Annotated in this window: 21 protein-coding genes; 20 read left to right on the plus strand and 1 reads right to left on the minus strand. The window is 57.1% G+C overall.

All coding sequences use genetic code 11. The annotated features are described in order from the left end of the window. Window positions 1-183: 183 nt before the first annotated feature. A complete protein-coding gene (locus ACFER_RS03360) occupies window positions 184-1,059 on the minus strand; it encodes a LysR family transcriptional regulator (protein ID WP_012938025.1) in 876 nt (291 codons plus the stop codon). A gap of 111 nt (window positions 1,060-1,170) precedes the next feature. Here ACFER_RS03360 and ACFER_RS03365 point away from each other — a divergent pair, with 111 nt between their 5' ends. The 20 genes from ACFER_RS03365 (at window position 1,171) to ACFER_RS03460 (ending at window position 23,389) form a co-directional block, all read left to right on the plus strand. Further along, window positions 1,171-2,190: a YeiH family protein gene (locus ACFER_RS03365; protein ID WP_012938026.1), complete on the plus strand. Its 1,020-nt coding sequence runs from the start codon at window positions 1,171-1,173 to the stop codon at window positions 2,188-2,190. Window positions 2,191-2,625: 435 nt separating this feature from the next. Beyond that, on the plus strand, window positions 2,626-3,966 hold the full coding sequence (locus ACFER_RS03370; protein ID WP_012938027.1) for an MATE family efflux transporter: 1,341 nt from the start codon (window positions 2,626-2,628) through the stop codon (window positions 3,964-3,966). A gap of 46 nt (window positions 3,967-4,012) precedes the next feature. Further along, window positions 4,013-4,606: an HD domain-containing protein gene (locus ACFER_RS03375; protein ID WP_012938028.1), complete on the plus strand. Its 594-nt coding sequence runs from the start codon at window positions 4,013-4,015 to the stop codon at window positions 4,604-4,606. 63 nt (window positions 4,607-4,669) lie between these two features. Then, the gene (gene bcp, locus ACFER_RS03380; RefSeq protein WP_012938029.1) at window positions 4,670-5,125 is read left to right on the plus strand and encodes a thioredoxin-dependent thiol peroxidase; all 456 of its coding nucleotides are present in this window, start codon (window positions 4,670-4,672) and stop codon (window positions 5,123-5,125) included. After that, complete coding sequence (yaaA, locus tag ACFER_RS03385) at window positions 5,122-5,880, plus strand: peroxide stress protein YaaA (RefSeq protein WP_012938030.1); 759 nt, start codon at window positions 5,122-5,124, stop codon at window positions 5,878-5,880. Before bcp ends, yaaA begins: the two co-directional genes overlap by 4 nt. A gap of 30 nt (window positions 5,881-5,910) precedes the next feature. Then, complete coding sequence (locus ACFER_RS03390; protein ID WP_012938031.1) at window positions 5,911-6,996, plus strand: glycosyl hydrolase family 18 protein; 1,086 nt, start codon at window positions 5,911-5,913, stop codon at window positions 6,994-6,996. A 97-nt stretch (window positions 6,997-7,093) separates the two neighbouring features. After that, window positions 7,094-7,879 carry a basic amino acid ABC transporter substrate-binding protein gene (locus tag ACFER_RS03395; RefSeq protein WP_012938032.1) on the plus strand — a complete coding sequence of 262 codons (786 nt, stop codon included), beginning with the start codon at window positions 7,094-7,096 and terminating at the stop codon, window positions 7,877-7,879. A 115-nt stretch (window positions 7,880-7,994) separates the two neighbouring features. Further along, a complete protein-coding gene (locus ACFER_RS03400; RefSeq protein ID WP_012938033.1) occupies window positions 7,995-8,774 on the plus strand; it encodes a basic amino acid ABC transporter substrate-binding protein in 780 nt (259 codons plus the stop codon). 27 nt (window positions 8,775-8,801) lie between these two features. After that, window positions 8,802-9,458 carry an amino acid ABC transporter permease gene (locus tag ACFER_RS03405; RefSeq protein ID WP_012938034.1) on the plus strand — a complete coding sequence of 219 codons (657 nt, stop codon included), beginning with the start codon at window positions 8,802-8,804 and terminating at the stop codon, window positions 9,456-9,458. 1 nt (window position 9,459) lies between these two features. Next, on the plus strand, window positions 9,460-10,179 hold the full coding sequence (locus ACFER_RS03410; protein ID WP_041666435.1) for an amino acid ABC transporter ATP-binding protein: 720 nt from the start codon (window positions 9,460-9,462) through the stop codon (window positions 10,177-10,179). Window positions 10,180-10,326: 147 nt separating this feature from the next. Next, a complete protein-coding gene (hpf, locus tag ACFER_RS03415; protein ID WP_012938036.1) occupies window positions 10,327-10,872 on the plus strand; it encodes a ribosome hibernation-promoting factor, HPF/YfiA family in 546 nt (181 codons plus the stop codon). Window positions 10,873-11,058: 186 nt separating this feature from the next. Further along, entirely contained in the window at window positions 11,059-13,521 is a 2,463-nt protein-coding gene (gene secA, locus ACFER_RS03420; RefSeq protein ID WP_049763480.1) for a preprotein translocase subunit SecA, read from the plus strand. Between the two features lie 130 nt (window positions 13,522-13,651). Continuing rightward, window positions 13,652-14,752, plus strand: a complete 1,101-nt coding sequence (gene prfB, locus ACFER_RS03425) for a peptide chain release factor 2 (protein WP_012938038.1) — start codon at window positions 13,652-13,654, stop codon at window positions 14,750-14,752. Between the two features lie 19 nt (window positions 14,753-14,771). Next, window positions 14,772-16,871 carry a DUF5693 family protein gene (locus tag ACFER_RS03430; protein WP_012938039.1) on the plus strand — a complete coding sequence of 700 codons (2,100 nt, stop codon included), beginning with the start codon at window positions 14,772-14,774 and terminating at the stop codon, window positions 16,869-16,871. Continuing rightward, entirely contained in the window at window positions 16,864-17,952 is a 1,089-nt protein-coding gene (gene csaB / locus ACFER_RS03435) for a polysaccharide pyruvyl transferase CsaB (RefSeq protein ID WP_012938040.1), read from the plus strand. Before ACFER_RS03430 ends, csaB begins: the two co-directional genes overlap by 8 nt. A 62-nt stretch (window positions 17,953-18,014) precedes the next feature. Then, on the plus strand, window positions 18,015-18,701 hold the full coding sequence (ftsE, locus tag ACFER_RS03440; RefSeq protein ID WP_012938041.1) for a cell division ATP-binding protein FtsE: 687 nt from the start codon (window positions 18,015-18,017) through the stop codon (window positions 18,699-18,701). Then, complete coding sequence (gene ftsX, locus ACFER_RS03445; protein ID WP_012938042.1) at window positions 18,691-19,578, plus strand: permease-like cell division protein FtsX; 888 nt, start codon at window positions 18,691-18,693, stop codon at window positions 19,576-19,578. Before ftsE ends, ftsX begins: the two co-directional genes overlap by 11 nt. Before the next feature lie 12 nt (window positions 19,579-19,590). Then, window positions 19,591-20,724 (plus strand): murein hydrolase activator EnvC family protein, encoded by a 1,134-nt coding sequence (locus ACFER_RS03450; protein ID WP_012938043.1) that lies wholly within the window; start codon window positions 19,591-19,593, stop codon window positions 20,722-20,724. A 163-nt stretch (window positions 20,725-20,887) separates the two neighbouring features. Beyond that, window positions 20,888-22,036 (plus strand): S41 family peptidase, encoded by a 1,149-nt coding sequence (locus ACFER_RS03455; RefSeq protein ID WP_012938044.1) that lies wholly within the window; start codon window positions 20,888-20,890, stop codon window positions 22,034-22,036. Between the two features lie 18 nt (window positions 22,037-22,054). Continuing rightward, window positions 22,055-23,389, plus strand: a complete 1,335-nt coding sequence (locus ACFER_RS03460) for a sensor histidine kinase (RefSeq protein WP_012938045.1) — start codon at window positions 22,055-22,057, stop codon at window positions 23,387-23,389. Window positions 23,390-23,395: the final 6 nt, after the last annotated feature.

Consider the following 23,395-nt stretch of genomic DNA (forward strand, 5'->3'; position numbering starts at 1 on the left):
AAGGAAGCCAGCAAAGCTGGCTTTGAACAAGGGCTATGTAAACCGTTCCTGTAGGGGCGGCAGGCCCGGCCGCCCGCCAAATCAGCAGTTGACCATGTGCTATGCGGGGCAACCGGCCTGCGCCCCCTACAGTTTATCCTGTTTAAAATCAATTGGCAAAATTGATTTCCATCGGCTCCTTTCTTATCCCATCAGCTCCCGGCAGACCGCCCGGATTTCCGGGGCAAAGATGCTGTCCCGGGGCCAGATGAAATCAAAAGGATGCACCATGGAAAAATCTTTCAGAGGCAGCAGCCGGACCCATCCGGCTGCTGCCTCTTTTTCCACGGCGATCCGGTACAGGAAGGTGATCCCGCAGTCTTCCACCAGCAGCTGAATCAGGGCGTGCATATTGCCCACCTGGATCCGGTGGGCGAACTGGTCCAGGGTGATCCCCTGAAGGGCCAGGTTCCGTTCCAGGATATTCCGGGTGCCGGAGCCCGGTTCCCGGACCAGCAGCCGTTCTCCCAGAAGATCCCGGCACAGCCGGGGCTCCCGGGAAAACGGGTGCCGGGCGGCGCAGACCGGAACAAAGGGTTCCAGCCGGAACAGCAGATGATCATAGGAATCCGGGGGGTAGTATCCTTCCACCAGGGCGAAATCCAGTTTCCCCTGGTCCAGCTGCTGGAGCAGTTCCCGGGTGTTGCCGAAGATCAGGGTCAGTTCCACATCCGGATGGGCCTTCAGATACCGGGCAGCCGGACGGGCAATGCCGTATTCCCCAATGGTCATGGTCACGCCGAAGGTCAGCTGCCGGGTCCCCCTCTGGCAGGCTTCCATCTTCCGGGCCAGCAGGGCCTCATCGGTCTGGAGCAGCCGGGCATAAGCGGCCAGGGTCCTGCCGGCAGGGGTCAGTTCCAGCGTCCGGCCCCGGTGGCTGAAAAGGGGCAGGCCGTATTTCTTTTCCAGCCCATGGATATGATGGGAAACGGCAGGCTGGGTCAGGAACAGTTTCCGGGCCGCCTGGGTGAAGTTCATGGTTTCACAGACCGTAAGAAAAGTACGCAGCTGGGTATCCATTGGATCCTCCATAATGATATTTTATGGAATTATTATAAACCATAATTTTCTCTTTTCAAAGATACCGTCTATAATACAACAGGATGAATTACCTGAAGGAGGAATCGGAACATGGAAAAACGAGGAAAAGGAATCCTGTCATGTCTGGCCATTGCCCTGCCGGCCTGGCTGCTGGGACAGCAGTTCCCGGTGGTGGGAGGGGCTGTCATCGCCATTCTGCTGGGGATGGTCATTACCCTGGTATGGAAGGACAAGGGGGCGGCGGCGCCGGGAATCCAGTGGACCAGTAAGATCGTGCTCCAGGCAGCGGTGGTGTTCCTGGGGTTCGGACTGGATCTCCATATGGTGGCAGCTACCGGGAAACAGTCCCTGCCCATTATCCTGTCCACCATCACCACCTCTCTGGTGCTGTCCTATGTACTCCACCGGCTGATGGCCATTCCCACGAAGATTTCCACCCTGGTGGGGGTGGGCTCCTCCATCTGCGGAGGGTCCGCCATTGCAGCAGCGGCACCGGCCATCCGGGCGGACGATGAGGAAGTGGCCCAGGCCATTTCCGTCATCTTTTTCTTCAATGTGCTGGCAGCCGTCCTGTTCCCCCTTTTGGGGACGGCCCTGGGATTCAGCACCGTCAGCGGAGAAGGTTTCGGGATCTTTGCAGGTACAGCGGTGAATGATACCTCGTCCGTGACGGCGGCTGCTGCCACCTGGGACAGCATGTGGAACCTGGGGACCGCCACCCTGGACAAGGCGGTTACGGTCAAACTCACCCGGACTCTGGCCATTATCCCCATTACCCTGGGGCTGTCCCTCCATTACGGGAAGAAAGAGGCGGCGGCCGGGAAAAAGTTCCGTCTGGCCCAGGCTGTGCCTGTGTTTGTGCTGTATTTTGTCCTGGCGTCCCTGGCCACCACCCTGGCTCTCCAGATGGGCATTTCGGCCACCCTGTTTGCTCCCATGAAGACCCTGAGCAAGTTTCTTATCGTCATGGCCATGGCAGCCATCGGACTGAACAGCAACATTGTGAAACTGATCCGCACCGGCGGCAAACCCATCCTGCTGGGTGGCTGCTGCTGGATCGGCATCACCGTGGTGAGCCTGGTGCTCCAGAAGACGCTGGGGCTGTGGTGAGAGGGGGGGTGTGAAAAAATAGCTTTCACACCCCCTGTCAACGGCCAAAGGAAGGCGCTGTGAAAAAATCATCCACAGCGCCTTTATTTCGCTTGCGTCAGCTGGCTTCCATCGGCTAGTGACTAGAGACTAGTGACTAGTGACGGGGTGTGAAAAAGCATTTTTTCACACCCCCTTTGAATAACGGCAACCGTTCTATAAATTGTTTCCGTGGGGCGGCAGGCCCGGCCGCCCGCCAAATCAGCAGTTGACCATGTGTTTTGCGGGGCAACCGGCCTGCGCCCCTACGGTTTATGCTGTTTCAAAATCAATTTGCAAAAATTGATTTCCATCGGCTGCTGACAAGTTGACCGTTGACAGCCCCTTTTGCTTGACTCTCCAACCGTTATAGGGTTTACTGTATAGGTGAATCTTGTTGCGGAGGAGAGTCTTTTTATGCAAATCGATGCCACCCGGGGCAGTATAGGGGAGACCATGGGGAAATTTGCCCTGCCTTATCTTTTTTCGTATTTTCTGCAGACCCTGTATGGGATGGCGGATCTGTTCATCATCGGCCAGTTCGAAGGGGCGGCCAGCATTACCGCCGTATCCATCGGCAGCCAGGTGATGCATATGGTGACGGTGATGCTGGTGGGCCTGGCCATGGGGACCACCGTGTCCATTGCCCAGGCAGTGGGCGGCGGCAAACGGGAACAGACCGCCTGGATTACCGGGAACACGGTGACTTTTTTCCTGGGATCCAGTATGGTCCTGGCGGCGGGGCTCACCTTCCTGGTCCATCCGCTGGCTGCGCTGATGCATACCCCGGCGGAAGCCGTTCCCGGCACGGTGGAGTACCTGACCCTCTGTTTCCTGGGGATCCCCTTCATCACCGCCTACAACATCATCAGTGCCATTTTCCGGGGCCTGGGGAATTCCCGGAGTCCCATGGTGTTCATTGCCATTGCCTGCGCCGCCAATATTTTGCTGGACTGCCTCTTTATGGGGGTCTTCCATATGGGGCCGGCAGGGGCTGCCCTGGGGACCACCCTGTCCCAGGCCATCAGTGTGGCCATCTCACTTTTTATGATCCGCCGGTACCGGCTGGGGATCACGCTGGCCAGGGAACAACTGAGACCCCGCTGGGAAGTGATCCGGAAGCTGCTGCGGATCGGGGTGCCCATCGCTCTCCAGGATGGATTCATCCAGGTGGCCTTCCTGGTGATCACCGTCATCGCCAATGAACGGGGAATTACCGACGCGGCGGCGGTGGGCATCGTGGAAAAGATCATCAGTTTCATCTTCCTTGTGCCCTCCTCTCTTTTGAGCACCGTATCCGCCCTGGGTGCCCAGAACATCGGGGCCCATCAGCCGGAGCGGGCCCGGGCCATCCTGGAAACGGCCCTGAAGACCGCCCTGGGGTTCGGGGTCCTGATGATCCTGCTGATGCAGCCGGCAGCACCGGCCTTTGTGGGGACCTTTACTTCGGATTCCGCCGTCATCAGCGCCGGAGCTCCGTACCTTCGGGGATATATCGTGGATGTGCTCTTTGCCGGAGTCCATTTCAGTTTCAGCGGTTATTTCTGCGCCTGGGGCCGGTCGGAATTTTCCTTTATCCACAATGTGATTTCCATTGTCCTGGCCCGGATCCCCCTGGTCTACGCAGCCAGCAAAGCGTTCCCGTATACCCTGCTGCCCATGGGCCTGGCCACCGCCTGCGGCTCCCTGGTTTCCGTACTCATCTGTATGGGGCTGTTTCGGAAGCTGAGACGGAAAAACGCCTGCACCATGCTATAATAGAATCCACAGCCAATGAAAACAAAACAGGAGGCAATGAAATACAATGCATGAGGATGCACGTTTTGCCAAACAGGTCCGGTTCATCCTGGAACTGGACAAGGAAAAGACCATTCTCCGCCAGACCCATCTCATCGGGTACCGGCGGCAGGAAAATGATGCGGAACACGCCTGGCACATGGCGGTGATGGCCTGTCTATTGAAGGAATATGCCAACGAGCCCTTTGACCTGGCCAGGACCCTTTTGATGATCCTCCTCCATGATGTGGTGGAAATCGATGCGGGAGATACCTTTGCCTATGATCCGGAAGCGGTGAAGACCCAGCGGGAACGGGAGAAAAAGGCGGCGGAGCGGATCTTTGGCCTGCTGCCGGAGGACCAGGCCCGGGAGTTCCGGGGGCTGTTCGAAGAATTTGAACAGGGGGACACCCCGGAAGCCCGGTATGCCCATGCCATGGACAATTTCCAGCCCATCCTGCTGAACGATGCCAATGACGGAAAGGACTGGCGGCTCCACCAGGTCCGCTGGCAGCAGGTGGAAAAGCGAAATGCCCGGACCCACGAAGGCAGTGAAAAGATCGGCCAGGCCGTCCAGGCCATCATTGAGCGGAATGTGGAGAAGGGGAACCTGAAGCCGTAACGGGGAGGGGATCCTGTGTTATAATAACGGCAGGATCAACATTTTTTTTCAAGGAGGCGTACCATGCTGGAAATTGGAACGGCGGCACCGGATTTCACCCTGCCGGATCAAAATGGGGAAATGCATTCTTTGTCAGACTATCGGGGACGGAAAGTGGTCCTGTATTTTTATCCCCGGGACAATACGCCCGGCTGCACCAAACAGGCCTGTGCCTTTGGAGACCTGTATCCCCAGTTCCAGGAAAAGGGAGCTGTGGTGCTGGGCGTCAGCAAGGATTCCGTGGCATCCCACAAAAAATTCGAAGAAAAATACGGGCTGCCCTTTCCCCTGCTTTCCGATCCGGAAAAAACAGTGCTCCAGGCCTATGATGTGTGGAAAGAAAAGAAACTGTACGGGAAAGTATCCATGGGTGTGGTCCGCAGTACCTATCTCATCGATGAACAGGGGATCATCGTCAAAGCCCTGGGGAAAGTGAAACCGGCGGAAAATCCCGCCCAGATGCTGGAGGAACTGGGATGAGGCTGATCATTTCTCCCGCCAAGAAAATGCGGGTGGATCTGGAATCGGGGTGCGCCTGCACCCCGCCTTTTTTTCTTCCGGAAACCCGGCAGCTGCTGTCCTGGCTCCGGAGTCTCTCCTTTGGGCAGCTCCGGACCCTGTGGGCCTGCAGCCAGTCCCTGGCGGAAGAAAACTGGGAACGGCTCCGGCAGATGGATCTGGAAAAGGCGGCAACCCCGGCTCTGCTGGCCTATGAGGGAATCCAGTACCAGTACATGGCTCCTGCGGTTTTCGAAGACGGGCAGATGGACTGGGTGGGAGAGCGGGTACGGATCCTTTCCGGTTTCTACGGAGCCCTGAGACCCTTTGACCGGGTGGTGCCCTACCGGCTGGAAATGCAGGCCAAGGGTGCCCCGGAGGGATTCCGGAACCTGTATGATTTTTGGGGAGACCGGCTGTACCGGGCCTGCCGGGATGAGGACGGGATCCTGATCAATCTGGCATCCAAAGAATACAGCCGGGCGGTGGCCCCCTATCTCCAGCCGGGGGACCGGCTGGTGGAGGTGATCTTCGGAGAGCAGAACGGGGAACGGATCGTCCAGAAAGGGGTCTATGCCAAAATGGCCCGGGGAGAAATGGTCCGGTATCTGGCCGGAAAAGGAGCCCGCCGCCCGGAAGACATGAAAGACTTCTGCTGGAGCGGATATGTCTGGGATCCTGAACGGTCCCGGCCCGACCAGTATGTATTCCTCCGGCAGCCATCCGCCAGGGGCTGAGGCACTGTTGAAAGAGAAGAGGGAGCGCGTATGAAGAAACGATGGATTGCCATTTTCGGTCTTTGCCTGATGACTTTTACCGGCACGGCCTGTGCCCGTCCGGCCCAAAAGGAATCTGCGGAACTGGTGCAGAATCCGCCGGTCCGGGAGCCCTGCCGTCCTCAGAAAACAGAAGGGCCGGTGGGACTGGTGTGGGACTGGCAGGCTCCGGGAGAAAAAACATCCACCCTGGCCAAAGAAAAGAAACTGCCGGGAATCAATGTGCTGTCTCCCAGCTGGTTCGTGATCCGGGATACGGAAGGGAATATTGAAGTGAAAAACGCTTCGCCGGACTATGCGCCCCAGGCCCATGCCAGCGGATACAAAGTATGGGCGCTGATCACCAACGGTTTCGATCCGGAACGGACCCATGGCCTTCTGGATAACCCGGCCGGACGGCGGAATGCGGTGGAGGGGATCCTGGCCCTGGCGAAACAGTACCAGCTGGACGGGATCAACCTGGATTTCGAAAACATCCAGGCGGCGGACAGCGAACGGCTGACGGATTTTGTGGGAGAAATCGCCGGTCCCCTGCAGCAGGGAGGGTATACGGTTTCCATCGATGTGACGGTGCCTTCAGACAACGGCAACTGGTCCCGGTGTTACGACCGGAAGGCCCTGGCGGAAAAGGTGGATTATGTGATGCTCATGGCCTACGATGAACATTCCCGGCTGTCTCCCAAAGCCGGTTCCGTGGCCAGTCTGCCCTGGGTGGAGCAGGGTATCCGGAATACCCTGAAGGAAGTGCCGGCGGAAAAACTGGTGTTGGGGATGCCTCTGTACATGCGGGACTGGAAAGAAGAAAACGGCAAAGTCAGCGCCCGGACCCTGTCCATGGAAGGGGCCCGGAAGCTGATTGCGGAAAAGGGACTGGTGCCCGCCTGGCACAGTGAGGAAGCCCAGTATTATTTTGAATACCGGGAACAGGGGGTGCTCCACCGGGTGTGGCAGGAAGAGGCCCGGAGCCTGGCCCTGAAAAACGCCCTGATCAGCCGGTACAATCTGGCCGGCAGCGCCTACTGGCGGAAGGGTCTGGAAGAGCCGGAAGTGTGGGCGGCCATGGAAAAATGGCGGTGAAGACTGTTTTCTTATTGCATAAAGATAAACAAAGATGTATAATTATCACATCTAAAACGGAATAGCCAGTATATGGGCCAAATGAGGAGGAATATTTATGAAGAAAATGAAGATGTTTGCTGGAATCCTGGCCGGCTTGATGATGTGTGTGGCGGCGGCCGGCTGCGGCGGCGGTTCCGGCACCAGCGAAAAGAAACCGGCAGAAAAGAAAGAACTGGTGGTGGGGACCAATCCGTCCTTTGCTCCCTTTGAATTCACCGACAAGAAGGACGGCAAAGTCATGGGCTTCGATATCGATCTGATCAACGCCCTGGCCAGGAAAGCCGGCTACGAAAAAGTCACCATCAAGAGCATTGCCTTCGATGGGCTGATTCCCTCCCTGGAATCCGGGAACATCGATGTGTCCATTACGGGCATGAGCATCACCGATGCCCGGAAACAGAAAGTGAATTTCACTGATCCTTATTATGAATCCGGTCTGATGGCCGTGGTGAAAAAGGACAATGAGGCCATCAAGGGCCTGGATGACCTGAAGGGCAAGACCATTGCCGTCCAACTGGGCACCACCGGGGCCAAATATGCGGAAACCATCGAAGGGGCCAAGGTCAAGACTTTCGATTCCTCCGACCTGGCCTGCCTGGAACTGAAAAACGGCGGAGCCGATGCAGTGATCAGTGACCTGCCGGTGCTCCAGTACTTCCTGAAACAGGGCGGCAGCCAGTATGCCAAGAGCGTGGGAACGCCCAAGAAGGGTGATTTCTACGGCATTGCCACTGCCAAAAAGAACAAGAACCTGTGCGACAAGCTGAACAAGGCCCTGGCAGAAATGAAGAAAGACGGAGAATACCAGAAGATCTACGACAAGTGGTTCAAGGTGGAATAAAGAAAAGGGCAGGGAAGAAATGAGAAATTCATCCCTGCCCTTTTTATTGAAAACTGGTTGTATAAACATACGTAACGCTGTATAATGATTACATTATCAAGATGGAGGGAAGATTATGAAGAAAATCTCTGCTGTAATGTGCGTACTGGCTGCTCTGATGCTGGCTGTGGCCGGCTGCGGAAGTGATACCAAACAGGCGGCCAAGGAACAGAAAGTGATCAAAGTAGGGACCGAACCCACCTTTGCTCCTTTCGAATTCCAGGAAAAAGGCTCCAAGGAATTCACCGGCTTCGATATGGATCTGGCCCGGGCCATCGGCAAGAAACTGGGCAAAAAAGTGGAAATCCAGAACATGGGCTTCGATGCTCTGATCCCGGCCCTGAATTCCGGCAACATTGATGTGGCCGCAGCCGGCATGAGCATCACCGATGAACGGAAAAAGGCCGTGACCTTCTCCGACCCCTATTATACTTCCGGTCTGGTGGTCGTGGTCACCAAAGACAACGACGGAGTAAAGAGCATCAAAGACCTGGAAGGCAAGAAGATTGCCGTACAGATCGGTACCACCGGTGCTGACAAGGCTGGCAAGGTTCCCGGCGCCAAGGTGACTTCCTTCAATACCAATGCGGAAGTTTTCCTGGAACTGGAAAACAAGGGCGTTGATGCAGTGATCATCGACAAGCCCGTGGCCCAGTACTACCTGATCAAGGAAGGCAAAGACAAGGACAAGATCGTAGGGGATACCATGGATGCGGAATCCTACGGCTTTGCCTTCAAGAAAGACAGCAAACTGGCTGCTGACTTCAACAAGGCTCTGGCTGAACTGAAAAAAGACGGTGAGTATGACAAAATTTACACCAAATGGTTCGGCAAAGATGCCAAAGCTGCCAAATAAGCAGCTTCTGCAAAAGGATGAGAATGCATGAATTTTGAAATCATGAAGGAATCCCTGCCCCTGCTGCTTGCCGGGGCAGGCATTACTGTAGAAATCACCGCGGCCAGCGTGGGTTTGGGGCTGGCCATCGGCGTAGTGGTGTCCCTGATCCGTCTCTGCGGCATCAGGGCTCTGCGCGTTTTGGGCGATATTTATGTCACCTTCCTCCGGGGGACTCCTCTCCTGGTCCAGATCTTTCTGGTGTATTTTGCCTTGCCGGCCCTGATCCATCATCGGGTGGACGCCTATGTAGCCGCCATCTCCGCCTGCTCCATCAACTCCGGGGCCTATGTGGCGGAAATCTTCCGGGGCGGCATCGAATCCATCGACAAAGGGCAGATGGAAGCCGGCCGGAGCCTGGGTATGACCTGGTGGCAGACCATGCGGCACATTATCCTGCCCCAAGCTTTCAAACGGATCATTCCGCCTCTGGGCAATGAATTCATTGCCATGCTGAAGGACTCCTCCCTGGTGTCCGTCATCGGGTTCGAAGAACTGACCCGCCGGGGCCAGCTGATCATTGCCCGGACCTATGCCTCTTTTGAAATCTGGCTCAGCGTGGCCATCATCTACCTGGTCATGACATTTGCCGTGGCCCGTTTGGTAGGCGTCCTGGAAAGGCGGTACAAGAAAGATGAACAGTGAAATGATTAAAGTGGAGGGCCTCCGGAAAAGCTATGGAGACAACGAGGTGCTCAAAGGCATCGACGTGACCATTGCCGAACAGGAAGTGGTGGTGGTCATCGGTCCCAGCGGCGGCGGGAAAAGTACCTTTCTCCGGTGCCTGAACTATCTGGAGGTGCCCACATCCGGCACCATTACCTTTGACGGGATCCCTCTCAACGGGGAAGCCAACATCAACGAAGTCCGGAAAGAAGTGGGGATGGTGTTCCAGCGGTTCAACCTGTTTCCCCATATGACCGTCATGGACAACCTGATCCTGGCTCCCATGATCGTCCGTCATGAAAAGAAGGAAGAAGCGGTGGAAAAGGCCAAGCTGTACCTGGACAAGGTGGGCCTGCTGAACAAGGCGGATGCCTATCCCGGCAGCCTGTCCGGCGGTCAGCAGCAGCGGGTGGCCATTGCCCGTGCCCTGTGCATGAAACCCAAGGCCATGCTCTTTGACGAACCCACTTCCGCTCTGGATCCGGAAATGATCAACGAAGTGCTGGACGTTATGAAGAATCTGGCCCAGGAAGGGATGACCATGGTGGTAGTAACCCACGAAATGGGCTTTGCCCGGGAAGTGGGGGACCGGATCCTGTTCCTGGACGGCGGGAAGATCCTGGAACAGGGAGATCCTACGGAATTCTTCGCCCATCCCAAAAACGAACGGGCCCAGAATTTCCTGTCCAAGATTCTGTAAGGAAAAGAGGCTGCTGCGTATGGACGGCAGTCTTTTTTCAAAATTAGTTACAAATTTTTAAGATTCTTTGCAGGGATTTCTGCTGAGTTGTAGAATATGTATAATAACAACGATGGGAAATGTCCCATTGGTGAGGAGGTAGTTACTATGGCAGTAAAAGTTCGTGGTAAAAACATCGAGGTAACCCAGGCATTAAAAGACTATGTGGAAAAACGTGTCCAGACCATCACCAAACAGTTCAAGACGGTAGGTGAGATCACCGCGGTCATGCGGGTGGAAAAAGGCAACCATACGGTTGAAATTACGGTCCCGGCCAGCGGCATCGTGCTGAGAGCCCAGGAAACTTCTGATAATATGTATGCATCCATCGATCAGTGCGTGGAAAAGATCGAACGGCAGATCCACAAATACAAGACCCGCCTGATGAAACGGAAATACAGCAATTTCAAGGATGCGGCACCGGCTCCGCTGCCGGAAGACAGTGAAGAAGTTCCGGAAGAAACCGGAGAATTCACCGTAGCCCGTACCAAGAATTACGCCATGCGGCCCATGGGTGTCCAGGAAGCCATCATGCAGATGAACATGCTGAACCATGACTTCTTCGTATTCTTCAATGCGGAAACGGAAAAGATTGCCATTGTATACCGGAGAAAGAGCGGGGACTATGGCCTGATCAATCCGGAACTGGCCTGAGGATTTTCCCCAAGACGGTCTTAACCGGAAATTCAAGAAATTTTTACAAAGAGCCGGGGCATTTGCCCCGACTCTTTTTGACTTTCATATACGCATTTGCTACAATTAAAAAATGGATTCATAGTGCTAGTTTTGCGCCTGGAGCGCTTAGAGAACTGAGGAGTGATATACTTGCTGGAAAACCTGATGAAACTGGTCTTTGGGGACCCCAATAAGAAAGAACTGAAGGTCTGCCAGGGCTATGTGGATAAGATCAACGCACTGGAACCGGAAATATCCGGGCTCAGTGATGCCCGTCTGTGCGCCAAGACCCAGGAATTCCGGCTGCGGCTTACCAAGGGGGAAACCCTGGATGATCTGCTGCCGGAAGCCTTTGCGGTGGTGCGGGAAGCTTCCCGCCGGGTGCTGGGGCTGCGCCATTTCGATGTACAGCTGATCGGGGGATGCATCCTCCACCGGGGCAACATTGCGGAAATGCGTACCGGTGAAGGGAAGACCCTGGTGGCCACCCTGCCGGCCTACCTGAACGCCCTGGAAGGGAAAGGGGTCCATGTGGTCACCGTCAACGACTACCTGGCCCGCCGGGACAGCGAGGACATGGGTCGGGTCTACCGGTTCCTGGGCATGAGCGTGGGACTGATCGTCCATGACATGGATTTTCCGGCCCGGAAGGCAGCTTATGCGGCAGACATCACCTACGGGACCAACAATGAATTCGGGTTCGACTACCTCCGGGACAACATGGTAGTGTCTCTGGACCAGATGGTCCAGCGGCCCCTCCACTACGCCATCGTGGACGAAGTGGACTCCATCCTGATCGATGAAGCCCGTACCCCTCTGATCATTTCCGGGCCCGGGGAAAAATCCACGGACCTGTACAACATCATGGCTGATGTGGTGAAGAACTTCAAGGAAAAAGAAGACTACACCGTGGATGAAAAACTCAAGACCGTGGCTCCCACGGAAGCGGGCATCGCCAAGGCGGAAAAACTCCTGGGCGTGAAGAACATGTACGATCCGGAAAACGGCACGGACCTGTCCCATCAGCTGATGGAAGCCCTGAAGGCCAAGGCCCTGATGATCCGGGACCGGGACTATGTGGTGAAGGACGGGGAAGTCATCATCGTGGACGAATTCACCGGCCGTCTCATGTATGGCCGCCGGTATTCCGAAGGGCTGCACCAGGCCATCGAAGCCAAGGAACATGTGAAGGTGGAACGGGAAAGCCAGACCCTGGCCACCATTACCTTCCAGAACTACTTCCGGATGTACGACAAACTCTCCGGCATGACCGGTACCGCCAAGACGGAAGAACAGGAATTCCAGAAAATCTACGGGCTCAGCGTTTACGTGGTGCCCACCAACAAACCCAATATCCGGATCGACTACCCGGATGTGATCTACAAGACCAAGAAGGCCAAGTACCGGGCCGTGGTGAAGGCCATCGAGGAACTCCATTCCGTGGGACGGCCGGTGCTGGTGGGGACCACCTCCATCGCCCAGAGCGAAGAGCTGTCCGCCATGCTGAAGAAAAAGGGCATCCAGCACAATGTGCTGAACGCCAAGTATCATGAAAAAGAAGCCGAGATCGTGGCCGATGCCGGTCAGATGGGGGCGGTGACCATTGCCACCAACATGGCCGGCCGTGGTACGGACATTACCCTGGGAGAAGGGGTGGCCGAACTGGGCGGTCTCCACATCATCGGTACGGAACGGCACGAATCCCGCCGGATCGACAACCAGCTCCGGGGCCGCTGCGCCCGGCAGGGGGATCCGGGTTCCACCCGTTTCTACCTGTCCCTGGAAGATGATCTGATGCGGCTGTTCGGGTCTGACAACATTTCCGGCATCATGGACAAGCTGGGAATGGACGAAGATGAACCCATCGAACACCGGCTGGTGACCCGGTCCATCGAAAATGCCCAGAAGAAAGTGGAAAGCCGGAACTTCGATATCCGGAAACACGTGCTGGAATATGACGATGTGATGAACGAACAACGGGAAGTGATCTACGACCAGCGCCGGAAGATCCTGGAAAAGGCAGACCTGAAGGAAACGGTCCTGGGCATGGCGGACCACATTGTGGACCGGACCATGGACATGTACGCTCCCAAGGAAGCCTACAGCGAAGACTGGGATATCCCGTCCCTGATCAAGTATGCGGAAGAATTCTATGCGCCCCAGGGCAGCCTGAAGGCGGATGAACTGGCCAATATGAGCCGGGAAGAACTGGAGGAACATCTCCACAGCCTGGCCCACAGCTATTATGATGAACGGGAAGCCGCCATCACCGCTCCCATTATGCGGGAACTGGAAAACCTGGTGATGCTGAAAGTGGTGGATACCCACTGGATGGAACACCTGGACGCCATGGATGCGCTGCGGGAAGGGATCGGTCTCCGGGCCTACGGCCAGCGGGATCCTCTGGTGGAATACAAGTTCGAAGCCTACGATATGTTCGAAGGCATGAAGGAAGCCATTGTGGACGATGTGGTCCGGTACATGTACCGGGTGAACGTGGTGACCCAGCCCACGGTGGAAGACCACCTGTCCAACGCTTCCGTGAACAACCCCAATGTGGACGGCACTGCGGAAGGAGCCCAGGCTCCGGCGGAAGTCCACGGACCGGAAGGGGCTCCCCGGAAATAAGTGAGCTCCGGGGCAGCAGGTCCCGAAGCGGAAACGGCAGGAGCTGCAAAACGGATGAACCAAACGGAGCTGGGGAAACCCGGCTTCGTTTTTCCCATTTTACATTTCGAAAAGAAAGGGCTGGAAAATCTTGTTACTGGAAGAATTGAAACCGGCAATCACCCAACTGAAGGATAAACTGGAAGAACTGAAAGGCGGCCTGAAAATCGCCCAGAAGGAAGAACGGATCGAAGACCTGGAGCACCAGATGGCGGCTCCCGGATTCTGGGATGATCCGGACAAGGCCCAGACCGTGGCCCAGGAAGCCAACAACCTGAAAACGGAAGTGGAAACCTACCATGGTCTGGCTGCCAAGCTGGACGATGTGGAGACCCTGTGGGAAATGGCCATGGAGGAAAAGGATGACAGCCTCCAGGGCGAAATCGAGGAAGAAGTGGAAAACGCCCGGAAAACCCTGGCGGATCTGGAACTGGGCATGCTCCTCAGCGACCAGTACGATGCCAACAATGCCATCCTGACCCTCCATGCCGGCGCCGGCGGTACGGAAGCCCAGGACTGGACCAACATGCTGCTGCGGATGTACACCCGGTACGCCGAACAGAAGGGTTTCACTGTGGAGCTGCTGGATGTGCTCCCCGGGGAAGAAGCCGGGATCAAGAGTGCCACCCTGACCGTCCAGGGCCACAATGCCTATGGCTACCTGAAAAGCGAGAAGGGGGTCCACCGGCTGGTACGGATCTCTCCCTTTGACGCCAACGCCCGGCGGCACACCTCCTTTGCCGCTGTGGATGTGATGCCGGAACTGGATGAAACGGTGGAAGTGAACCTGAACATGGATGATGTGCGGGTGGATTATTACCGGGCCAGCGGTGCCGGCGGACAGCACGTCAACAAAACGTCCTCCGCCGTCCGGATGACCCATATCCCTACCGGGATCGTGGTCCAGTGCCAGAACGAACGGAGCCAGCTCCAGAACAAGGAACGCTGCCTGGCCCTGCTCCGTGCCAAACTGTATGAATACGAAAAGGCCATCCAGGATAAAAAAATCAGTGAACTGGCCGGGGATTACCAGGCCATCGAATGGGGCAGTCAGATCCGCTCCTACGTGTTCCAGCCCTACACCATGGTGAAGGACCATCGGACCGGGGCCGAAACCGGGAACATCCAGGCTGTGATGGACGGGGATCTGGACCCCTTTGTGGAAGCCTACCTGCGCAGCCTGAAGCACTGATTGCAAACGGAGTGACACCATGAAAACCTATCAGAAACTATTCCTGGCCCTGGTGGGCCTGGGCCTGGCCGCCTCTTTGTGCCTGAACTGGCAGCGGATCCAGGTGGAACGGGCCAACAAGACCATCGAAACCGTCATGGAATACAACAGTCTGGTGCGGATGGCCCAGGAGGAAGGGGTTCCCAAGGAACAGGTGTTCCGGGAATTCCGGGAAAGAGGGGTCACCACCCTGACGGTGTTTGACACCAGCCTGGACAAACTGGCCCAGAAAGGGTCCGTCAACGTACTGACCGGGGCCCAGCTGCTGGAACTGGCCCGGGTGCAGCAGCTCCGGCCGGAATGGCAGGCCATTGTGGACAATCCGGGCTTTATGGTGGATGCCCTGTACATTTCCGCCGGGACCAGTGAACGGGCCCTGAAAGAAGCGGAAGAGGATATCCGGCTCCGGTTCGGGAAGGAACGGATCGTGGAACTGAGTGCGTCCCCTCTGATCCTCCGGTTCGACGGGGACACCATCATCAGCAAGAATCCCATTGCCGGGGATGAACGGGGTGTACGGGAAATGGACCTGGGGCCCTCTACGGACGAGCTCCAGGATGTGACGAAGAACGGCTTCATGGTGGCCATCCGTCCCACCAACTACTGTGAACGGTACACCGCTTCCGCTGCCAGCGAAGAAGAACAGATCAATGCCTTCTTCCGCCGGCTGGATGAAAGCGGAGCCAATGTGAGCCTGATCATCGGCAGCGGCAAGCAGATGCTGGGGAACAACAAGTATCTGCCTCTGGTGGCCCGGAACCTGCTCCAGCGGCACATTACCCTGGGCATGGTGGAAGGGGTCACCCAGCTCCAGTTCGTCAAACTGGAAGGGATGACGGAACTGGCCAGACTGGCCAATTACCAGGTGGCCCGGACCTATGTAATCGCCGATGCGGAACAGCGGAAAATGCAGGTGTTCGATGCCTTCCGCCGCTGGTCCCTGGCGGACGAGGAACGGAACATCCGGGTGAACTACATCAAGACCTTCCTGACACCCCGGGACAACAAGACCCTGCTCCAGACCAATCTGGACTATGTGGACCGGGTGACCCGGGATGTGGCCGGCAAGGGCTTTGCCAAGGGTCCGGCGGATATCTACAAAGTGTACCAGCCCAGCCGGCTCTGGTATGTGCCCATGGCCTTCTCCCTGGCCGCTGCCTGGTGTCTGTATTTCCTGCTGCTGGGGGTGATGCCTGAAAAGCACTATCCCAAAGCCGTGGGGATTTTCGGGGTGCTGGTGACAGGGGCTCTCTTTGCCGGTCCTCTGGGCCTTCTGGCCCGGCAGGGCGTGGCTTTCGGAGCGGCTGTGATCTTCCCGGTACTTTCCATGCACCGGATGATGTGTGTGTGGCGGAAGAAAGGATCCCAGGGAAGCCTGTTCACGCTGGCCCTGCGGACCTGTCTCCACCTTTTTGAAACCATCGTCCTGTCTCTCATCGGGGCAGCCATGGTGGGAGGCATCCTCAGCGATACCCGGTTCCTGCTGGAAATGGATATTTACCGGGGGGTGAAGGCGACCTTCATGCTGCCGGTGCTGCTGACCCTGCTGCTGTTCCTGCGGACCCACGGTCTGTGGCAGCAGGGAGAAGACTGGCGGAAACCCTTCCGCCGGGTCATCGGTTTCCTGGACCGGCCTCTCAATCTGAAAGCCCTGTTCATCCTGGGGGTTTTCGCTTTTGTGGCCTGGGTGTTCATCGGACGCAGCGGCCATACGGCCGGGGTTCCGGTGCCGGCCTTCGAACAGAAGCTGCGGTTCTTCCTGGAAGAGACCATGTGGGCCCGGCCCAGGGAAAAGGAATTCATGATCGGCCATCCGGCTTTCTTCCTGGCTGCCTGGGCTGCCTGGAAGAAACTGCCCACCTGGTTCTACGGGCTCTGCGTCACCGGGGCCGCCATCGGACAGGGCAGTGCCGTCCAGACTTTTGCCCATATGCGTTCTCCCATCCTGATGAGCTATGTACGGGCTCTGGACGGATATGCAGTGGGCCTGGTGCTGGGGCTGGTTGCCTTGGGCATTTTTGCCCTGGCCTACCCCCATGCGGCGGCGTTTTATGAAAAGAGGAGGAATCCCCGTGGGTAAAATCCTGATTTCCGGCTATTACGGTTTTTCCAATGCCGGGGACGAGGCCATGCTCACGGCCATTGTAACCAGTTTGAAACAGCAGGATCCCCAGGTGGAACTGACGGTGCTGTCCGGCCATCCGGAAATCACCGCCCGGCTCCATCCGGTGAAGGCGGTCCACCGGTTCGACGTGCCTGGTATCATCCGGGCCATGGCCGGAACGGACCTGCTGCTGTCCGGAGGCGGAAGTCTGCTCCAGAATGTGACCAGCCGGCTCAGTCTCTACTACTATCTTTCCATTATCGGGCTTGCGGCTCTTATGGGGAAGAAAATCATGCTCTTTGCCCAGGGCATCGGTCCCATCCGGGGCTGGTTCAGCCGCCGTCTCACCCGGCTGGTGTGTCGGCAGGCGGATCTGATCACGGTCCGGGACGATGGTTCCCTGGATGATCTGAAATCCATGGGCTTCGCTTCTGACTCCATCCACGTCACCAGCGACGCGGTCTTCTCCCTGCCGGAAGGCAGGAAAGAAGAAGGTGTCCGGCTGCTGGAAAAAATGGGGGTGGATCCTTCCCGACCGGTGGTGGGCTTTGCCCTCCGTCACTGGAAAGGGGAAAAACGGTTCATCCGGGAATTTGCCCGGACAGCGGACCGGCTGAAAGAACAGTTCCAGGCCCAGATCGTTTTTGTGCCCCTCCAGTTTCCCGCTGATGGGGAACTGTCCGCCCAGGTGGCGGAGACCATGGAAAACCGGCAGGATGTGTTCATCCTGGATCAGAAGTTTTCCACCCAGGAATACCAGGACCTGATCAGCAGCTTCCATCTGCTGATCGGTATGCGTCTCCATGCTCTGGTGTTTGCGGCCATCAATGATGTGCCTTTCATGGCCATTTCCTATGATCCCAAAGTGGACCGGTTCGTGGATGGGATGAAAGGGACGGTGGTCAATACCATTGGCCGGATCATGGCAGAAGAACTGACGGCCATGGCCGAAAAACTCTGGAATTCCGATGGGAAACAGGGCCGGGAACAGATCCGTGCCCTCCGGGAAGAAGCCAGAGCCAATATAGGAAGGGCCCTGGCCCTTGCGGCCCGCTGACAGCTGTTCACGGGCCTTTTTTGGGCCAGTTTTCTTCAAGACAACAAGACAGGAGGAAATCCATGCTGGAAATGCGTCATGCAGGCAAGGTCTATCCTGGCGGGGCTGTGGCCCTGGAGGATATCAATGTACATATCAGTCCGGGAGAATTCGTTTTCCTGGTGGGTCCCAGCGGGGCCGGAAAATCCACCTTCATCCGGCTGATTTCCCGGGAAATCGAACCCACTTCCGGTCAGATCCTGGTGGACGGAGTGGATGTGATGAAACTGAAACGGGGGGATATTCCCTATCTCCGGCGGCAGCTGGGCATTGTGTTCCAGGATTTCCGGCTGCTCAACGACCGGACCGCTTACGAAAACGTGGCCTTTGCCATGCAGGTGATCGAAGCCCCCAGCCACAAGATCCGCCAGCGGGTCAATGAAGTGCTGGACCTGGTGGGTCTGAAGGGCCGGGGAAACAACTATCCCGGCGAAATGAGCGGGGGCGAACAGCAGCGGGTGGCCATTGCCCGGGCCATCGTCAATGATCCTCTTCTGGTGATCGCCGATGAACCCACCGGCAACCTGGACCCGGAGACCAGCAAGGAAATCATGGAAATCTTCAGTGAAATCAACAGCCGGGGGACTACCATCATTATGGCCACCCATGACAAGACCATGGTGGACTATATGCAGAAACGGGTCATCGCCCTGGAAAACGGGCGGCTGGTCCGGGATGACCGCAAAGGAGTTTACGGGTATGAAGTTTAGTACAAAATGGTATTACATCAAAGAGACCTTTACCTCTCTGAAGCGGAATTCCCTCATGAGCATCGCGTCCATCAGCACTGTGGCTCTGTCCATCCTGGTGCTGGGCATGTTCCTCACCATGGTATTGAATGTGAACAACCTGGCCAGCCATCTGGAAAACCAGGTCCAGGTCACCATCTACATGGAGGACAGTGCATCGGCAGAGCAGCTGAAGCAGATGGAAAAGGTACTCCGGAGCACCCCCGGGATCGTGAAAGTGACCCCCCGGACCAAGGAGCAGGCCCTGGCAGATTTCAAGAAGCGGCTGGGGGAACAGCAGAAGCTGCTGGCTGCCCTGGGGGAGGACAATCCCTTCCCGGCGTCTTTTGAAATCCAGGTGGACAATCCGGAACGGATTCCCCAACTGGTTCCCCAGTTCCAGCAGATGCCCGGGGTGGAAACGGCCAAGTTCGGCCAGGAAGTGGTGGAACATCTGTTCCAGCTCACCCGGGTGCTGCGGATCGGCGGAGTGCTGCTGATCATCCTGCTGGCCATTGCCACCCTGTTCATCATTTCCAACACCATCCGGATTACGGTCTTTGCCCGGCGCCGGGAAGTGAACATCATGAAATACGTGGGAGCCACCGACTGGTTCATCCGCTGGCCGTTCCTGCTGGAAGGGATGATCATGGGATTTGTGGGAGCCCTGATCGCCTCCGTGGCCCTGTACAAAGGCTACAATGCCATCCAGGCCAAGATCTACGGGACCCTGGCTTTCTTCCCCATGCTGCCCAGCTGGCCCACCATGGGCTGGCTCTGCGGGGGCCTTGTCTGTGTGGGGACCCTGATCGGGGCCCTGGGCAGCAGCATTTCCCTGCGGAAATTCCTGGATGTGTAGGAGGCGGTGGGGATGAAGAAATGCGCAGCCCTGGTGGCCGCCCTCCTGTTGGGGACCCAGCTGTCCGCTTCCGTAAGCTGGGCGGAAACCATTGAGGAAAAACGGGCCCAGCTGGATGAAATCCAGCAGAAACTGGGAGAGAAGGATGCCCAGCTGGAAGACAAGAAAAAAGAGATCAGCAACGCCATGGAACGGCTGATCCTGACCCAGGAGGAGCTGGCGGAAGCCAAGCGGAAGCTGGCGGCCATCGAATCCAGGCAGCAGGCCCTGTCCATTAAGATCCGTCAGAATGAAGCGGCCCTGGCGGCCAAACAGAAAGAATATGACAAGAGCCGGTCCGTGTACAAGAAGCGGCTTCGGGACATTTACGAAAACGGTCAGGTGAATTACCTGGACGTACTGCTGGGGGCGGCGGATTTCCGGGATTTTTCTTCCCGGATGTACCTGCTCCAGCGGGTGATCCGCCGGGATTTCGCCCTGATCGACCGGTTGGAAGAACAGAGGGAGGCCCTGCTGCAGCAGAAAGCGGAACTGGACGATATCCGGAAGCAGCTGGCAGCCGCCCATGCGGAAAGCCAGAAGGAAAAGGAAATCGTGGCCCAGAAAACCGTGGAACGGCAGAAGCTGTACGAACAGGCTCTGGCGGAAAAAGCCCAGCTGGATGCGGAGTATGAAGAACTCCAGCGGAACAGCCAGGAAATCACCGCTATGATCCAGCGGATGGAACAGGAAGGGCGGATGATGCCCCAGGCCGGGGGCACCGGTCAGCTGGCCTGGCCGGTGAACGGGGAGATCACTTCTCCCTTTGGCTGGCGGGTCCATCCCATCTGGGGGACACAGATTTTCCATGCCGGTCTGGATATCGGCGCCGATTACGGGGATCCGGTCCACGCAGCCGACAGCGGCACCGTGGTGTTTGCCGGCTGGATGGGAGGCTACGGCAACGCGGTGATGATCGACCACGGGGGCGGTATGGTGACCCTGTACGGCCACAATTCCTCCATTACCGTAGGAGAAGGGGAACAGGTGAGCAAGGGGCAGACCATTGCCCTGGCCGGCAGCACCGGCAATTCCACCGGACCCCACTGCCATTTCGAAGTCCGTATCCACGGGGAAGTGGTGAGCCCCCTCCAGTATCTGCCGTAAGAGTGCAGAGTGAAGAGAGGTACGAACCGCAGAGGCGGCAGGAACGGCCGCAGCCATCGTCGAAGAATTTCTTCATCCAGTGGCAAACGCCCGGCGTTTGCCTTCCAGTGACCAGCGACCAGTGACAGGGATGCTGCCGGGCAGCGTCCCACAGAGGCAAACTATGTTCAAAAAGAGATTTTCCATTCCCCAGATGCTGGGGGTATTCTTCCTGTCCCTGGGTGTTTTCAGCGGCGGGACATATTATCTGATGAAAAACTGGATCGGAGACCCGGGAGCCCTTTTCCAGATCGTCCGGACCATGCACCTGATCCAGGAACATTATGTGGGGGAAACCAATCGGAAAGCCATCTATGATGGCGCGCTCAAAGGCATGGTGGGGGTCCTGAACGACCCCTATTCCACCTACCTGGACAACCAGGATTTCCAGGCCCTCTCCACCATGACGGAAGGTCATTTTGGCGGCGTGGGCATGGTGATGGGACAGAAAAAGGACGGCCAGTTTGTGGTGGTGGCACCCATTGAGGACACTCCTGCCTACAAAGCCGGCATCAAAGCCGGAGATATCCTGCTGAAGATCGACGGGGAAGACCTGAACGGCCAGAACCTGAACCAGGTGGTGAAGAAGATCCGGGGCCGGGATGGTTCCCAGGTGACCCTGACCCTGAAACGGGGCAGTGAGGAACCCAGGGATATTGCCGTCACCCGCAGCGACATCAAGCTGAAAAGCGTGTACAGCCGCATGGAAGACGGGGGCATCGGCTATATCCGGATCACCAATTTCAACGAAGACACGGCCAGGGACTTCGGAGCCAGTCTCCAGGACCTCCGGGACAAGGGCATGAAGGCCCTGGTGCTGGATCTCCGGGACAATCCCGGGGGGCTTCTGGAAAGCGGCGTAGGGGTGGCCCGGTACCTGGTGCCCAAAGGCCCCATCGTTTCCGTCACGGACAAGGACGGGAACACCCAGACGGAATCTTCCAGCCTGGAAACGGTGGATTTCCCTCTGGCGGTGCTGGTGAACCATGGTACGGCCAGTGCGGCGGAAATCGTATCCGGAGCCATCCAGGATACCGGTTCCGGAAAACTCTTCGGGGTGAAGACCTATGGCAAGGGAGTGGTCCAGAACATCTTCCTCCTGAGCAACAAAACGGCCGTAAAGCTTACCGTAGCCCGGTATTACACTCCCAGCGGCCGGAGCATCGACAAGGTGGGCATCACCCCTGACCAGGCGGTGGAAGCCACTGACGAAGAAGGATCCAACCAGCTGCAGGCGGCGGAAGAGTACCTCCGTCAGCAGCTCCAACAGTAAGGGCAAGGAGCGTGGATTATGGAAATCATCAATAGCCTGACCAGTCAGATTGCAGTCTGGAAGAATTTTCTCACCGGTGCCGCAGGGAATCTGCCCCCTGTACCTCTCCTGAAAACAGGGGCTGAAGTCCTGCTGGGACTTCTGGTCCTGCTGCTGATCGCCTATCGGTTCCGCACCCACCAGGTGCGCCGGGAACGGAAGATCCGCTACCGGATTGCCCGGATGATCGCCCATCTGTGCGACACTTATGACAGTCTGGAAGATGTGGACTGGAAAAAACAGAAGGTGTACCGGTACCATTTTGTGAATGGTGACCTGGAAATCCAGGAACGGGATATCGAAGGGGTGGGGGACCTGATCGGCCCTCTCCATCCCAGTGATGCCCTGAAATATACGGAAGACTATCTGAAAGGGGCCATCGAAAAGGCCATGAAGACCTGCTGCCCGGTGGAATTCACCGCCCGGGAAAAAGGTGCGGACGGCACGTTCCACTGGAAATCCTTCCTGTTCCAGGGGGTAAAGAATGACAAAATCCACAGCCGCAGCTGCCTGCTGCTGAAACGGGATGTGGACGACAGCCGCAGTGCGGAAATGGAAAAAAGGGCCCAGCTGAGCCTGGACATGAACGCGGCCCGGGAAGCCGCCCAGGCCAAAAATGAATTCCTCAACCGGTTCAGCCAGGATACCCGGGAAGCCCTCCGGGACATTATGGGAAACCTGGGACTGACCCGGGACGAAATGGATCCGGACCGGCGCCGGGAATATCTGGACGAAAGCCAGCAGGAAACCCGGTACCTGATGTCCATGATCGAGGATGTAAAGGAACTGTCCGATATCGAAAACGGGAACCTGGAAATCCGCAGCGAAGAATTTAATGTGGATGAAACCCTGGAAAAACTCAACCAGCTGTTCCGGAAAGAAGCGGAAAAACGGGGGATTGCCTACAGCTGTACGGTGGAACCCCTGCTGTATCCCAACCTGATCGGGGATGAACAGCGGCTGGAACAGGTGCTGCTGAATCTGCTGACCCACGCCCTGCTGTTTACGGACCGGGGACAGAAAGTCCTCTGTGCCGTCCGGGAGCAGCTGGTGAAGAACAAAAAGGTGTCCCTGGAGTTCACCGTGCTCTGTGCTGGCATGAAGGTGCCCCAGGAAATGGTGGAAAAAGCCTTCCTGCCCTTTGAACTGACCCGTCAGGTGGGCAGCGCTAAAGTCCACGGAGGCCTGGGCCTTGTGGTGACCCAGCGTCTGGTGACCCTGCTGGGAGGCCAGATCCGGGCGGACAATGCGGAAGGCAGGGGCGTACGGTACATCATCGAACTGCCCTTTGATTTTGCCAGCAGCGTGAAATAACGAAAG

Origin of the sequence: Acidaminococcus fermentans DSM 20731, from assembly GCF_000025305.1 — a bacterium.
GTDB lineage: Bacteria > Bacillota > Negativicutes > Acidaminococcales > Acidaminococcaceae > Acidaminococcus > Acidaminococcus fermentans.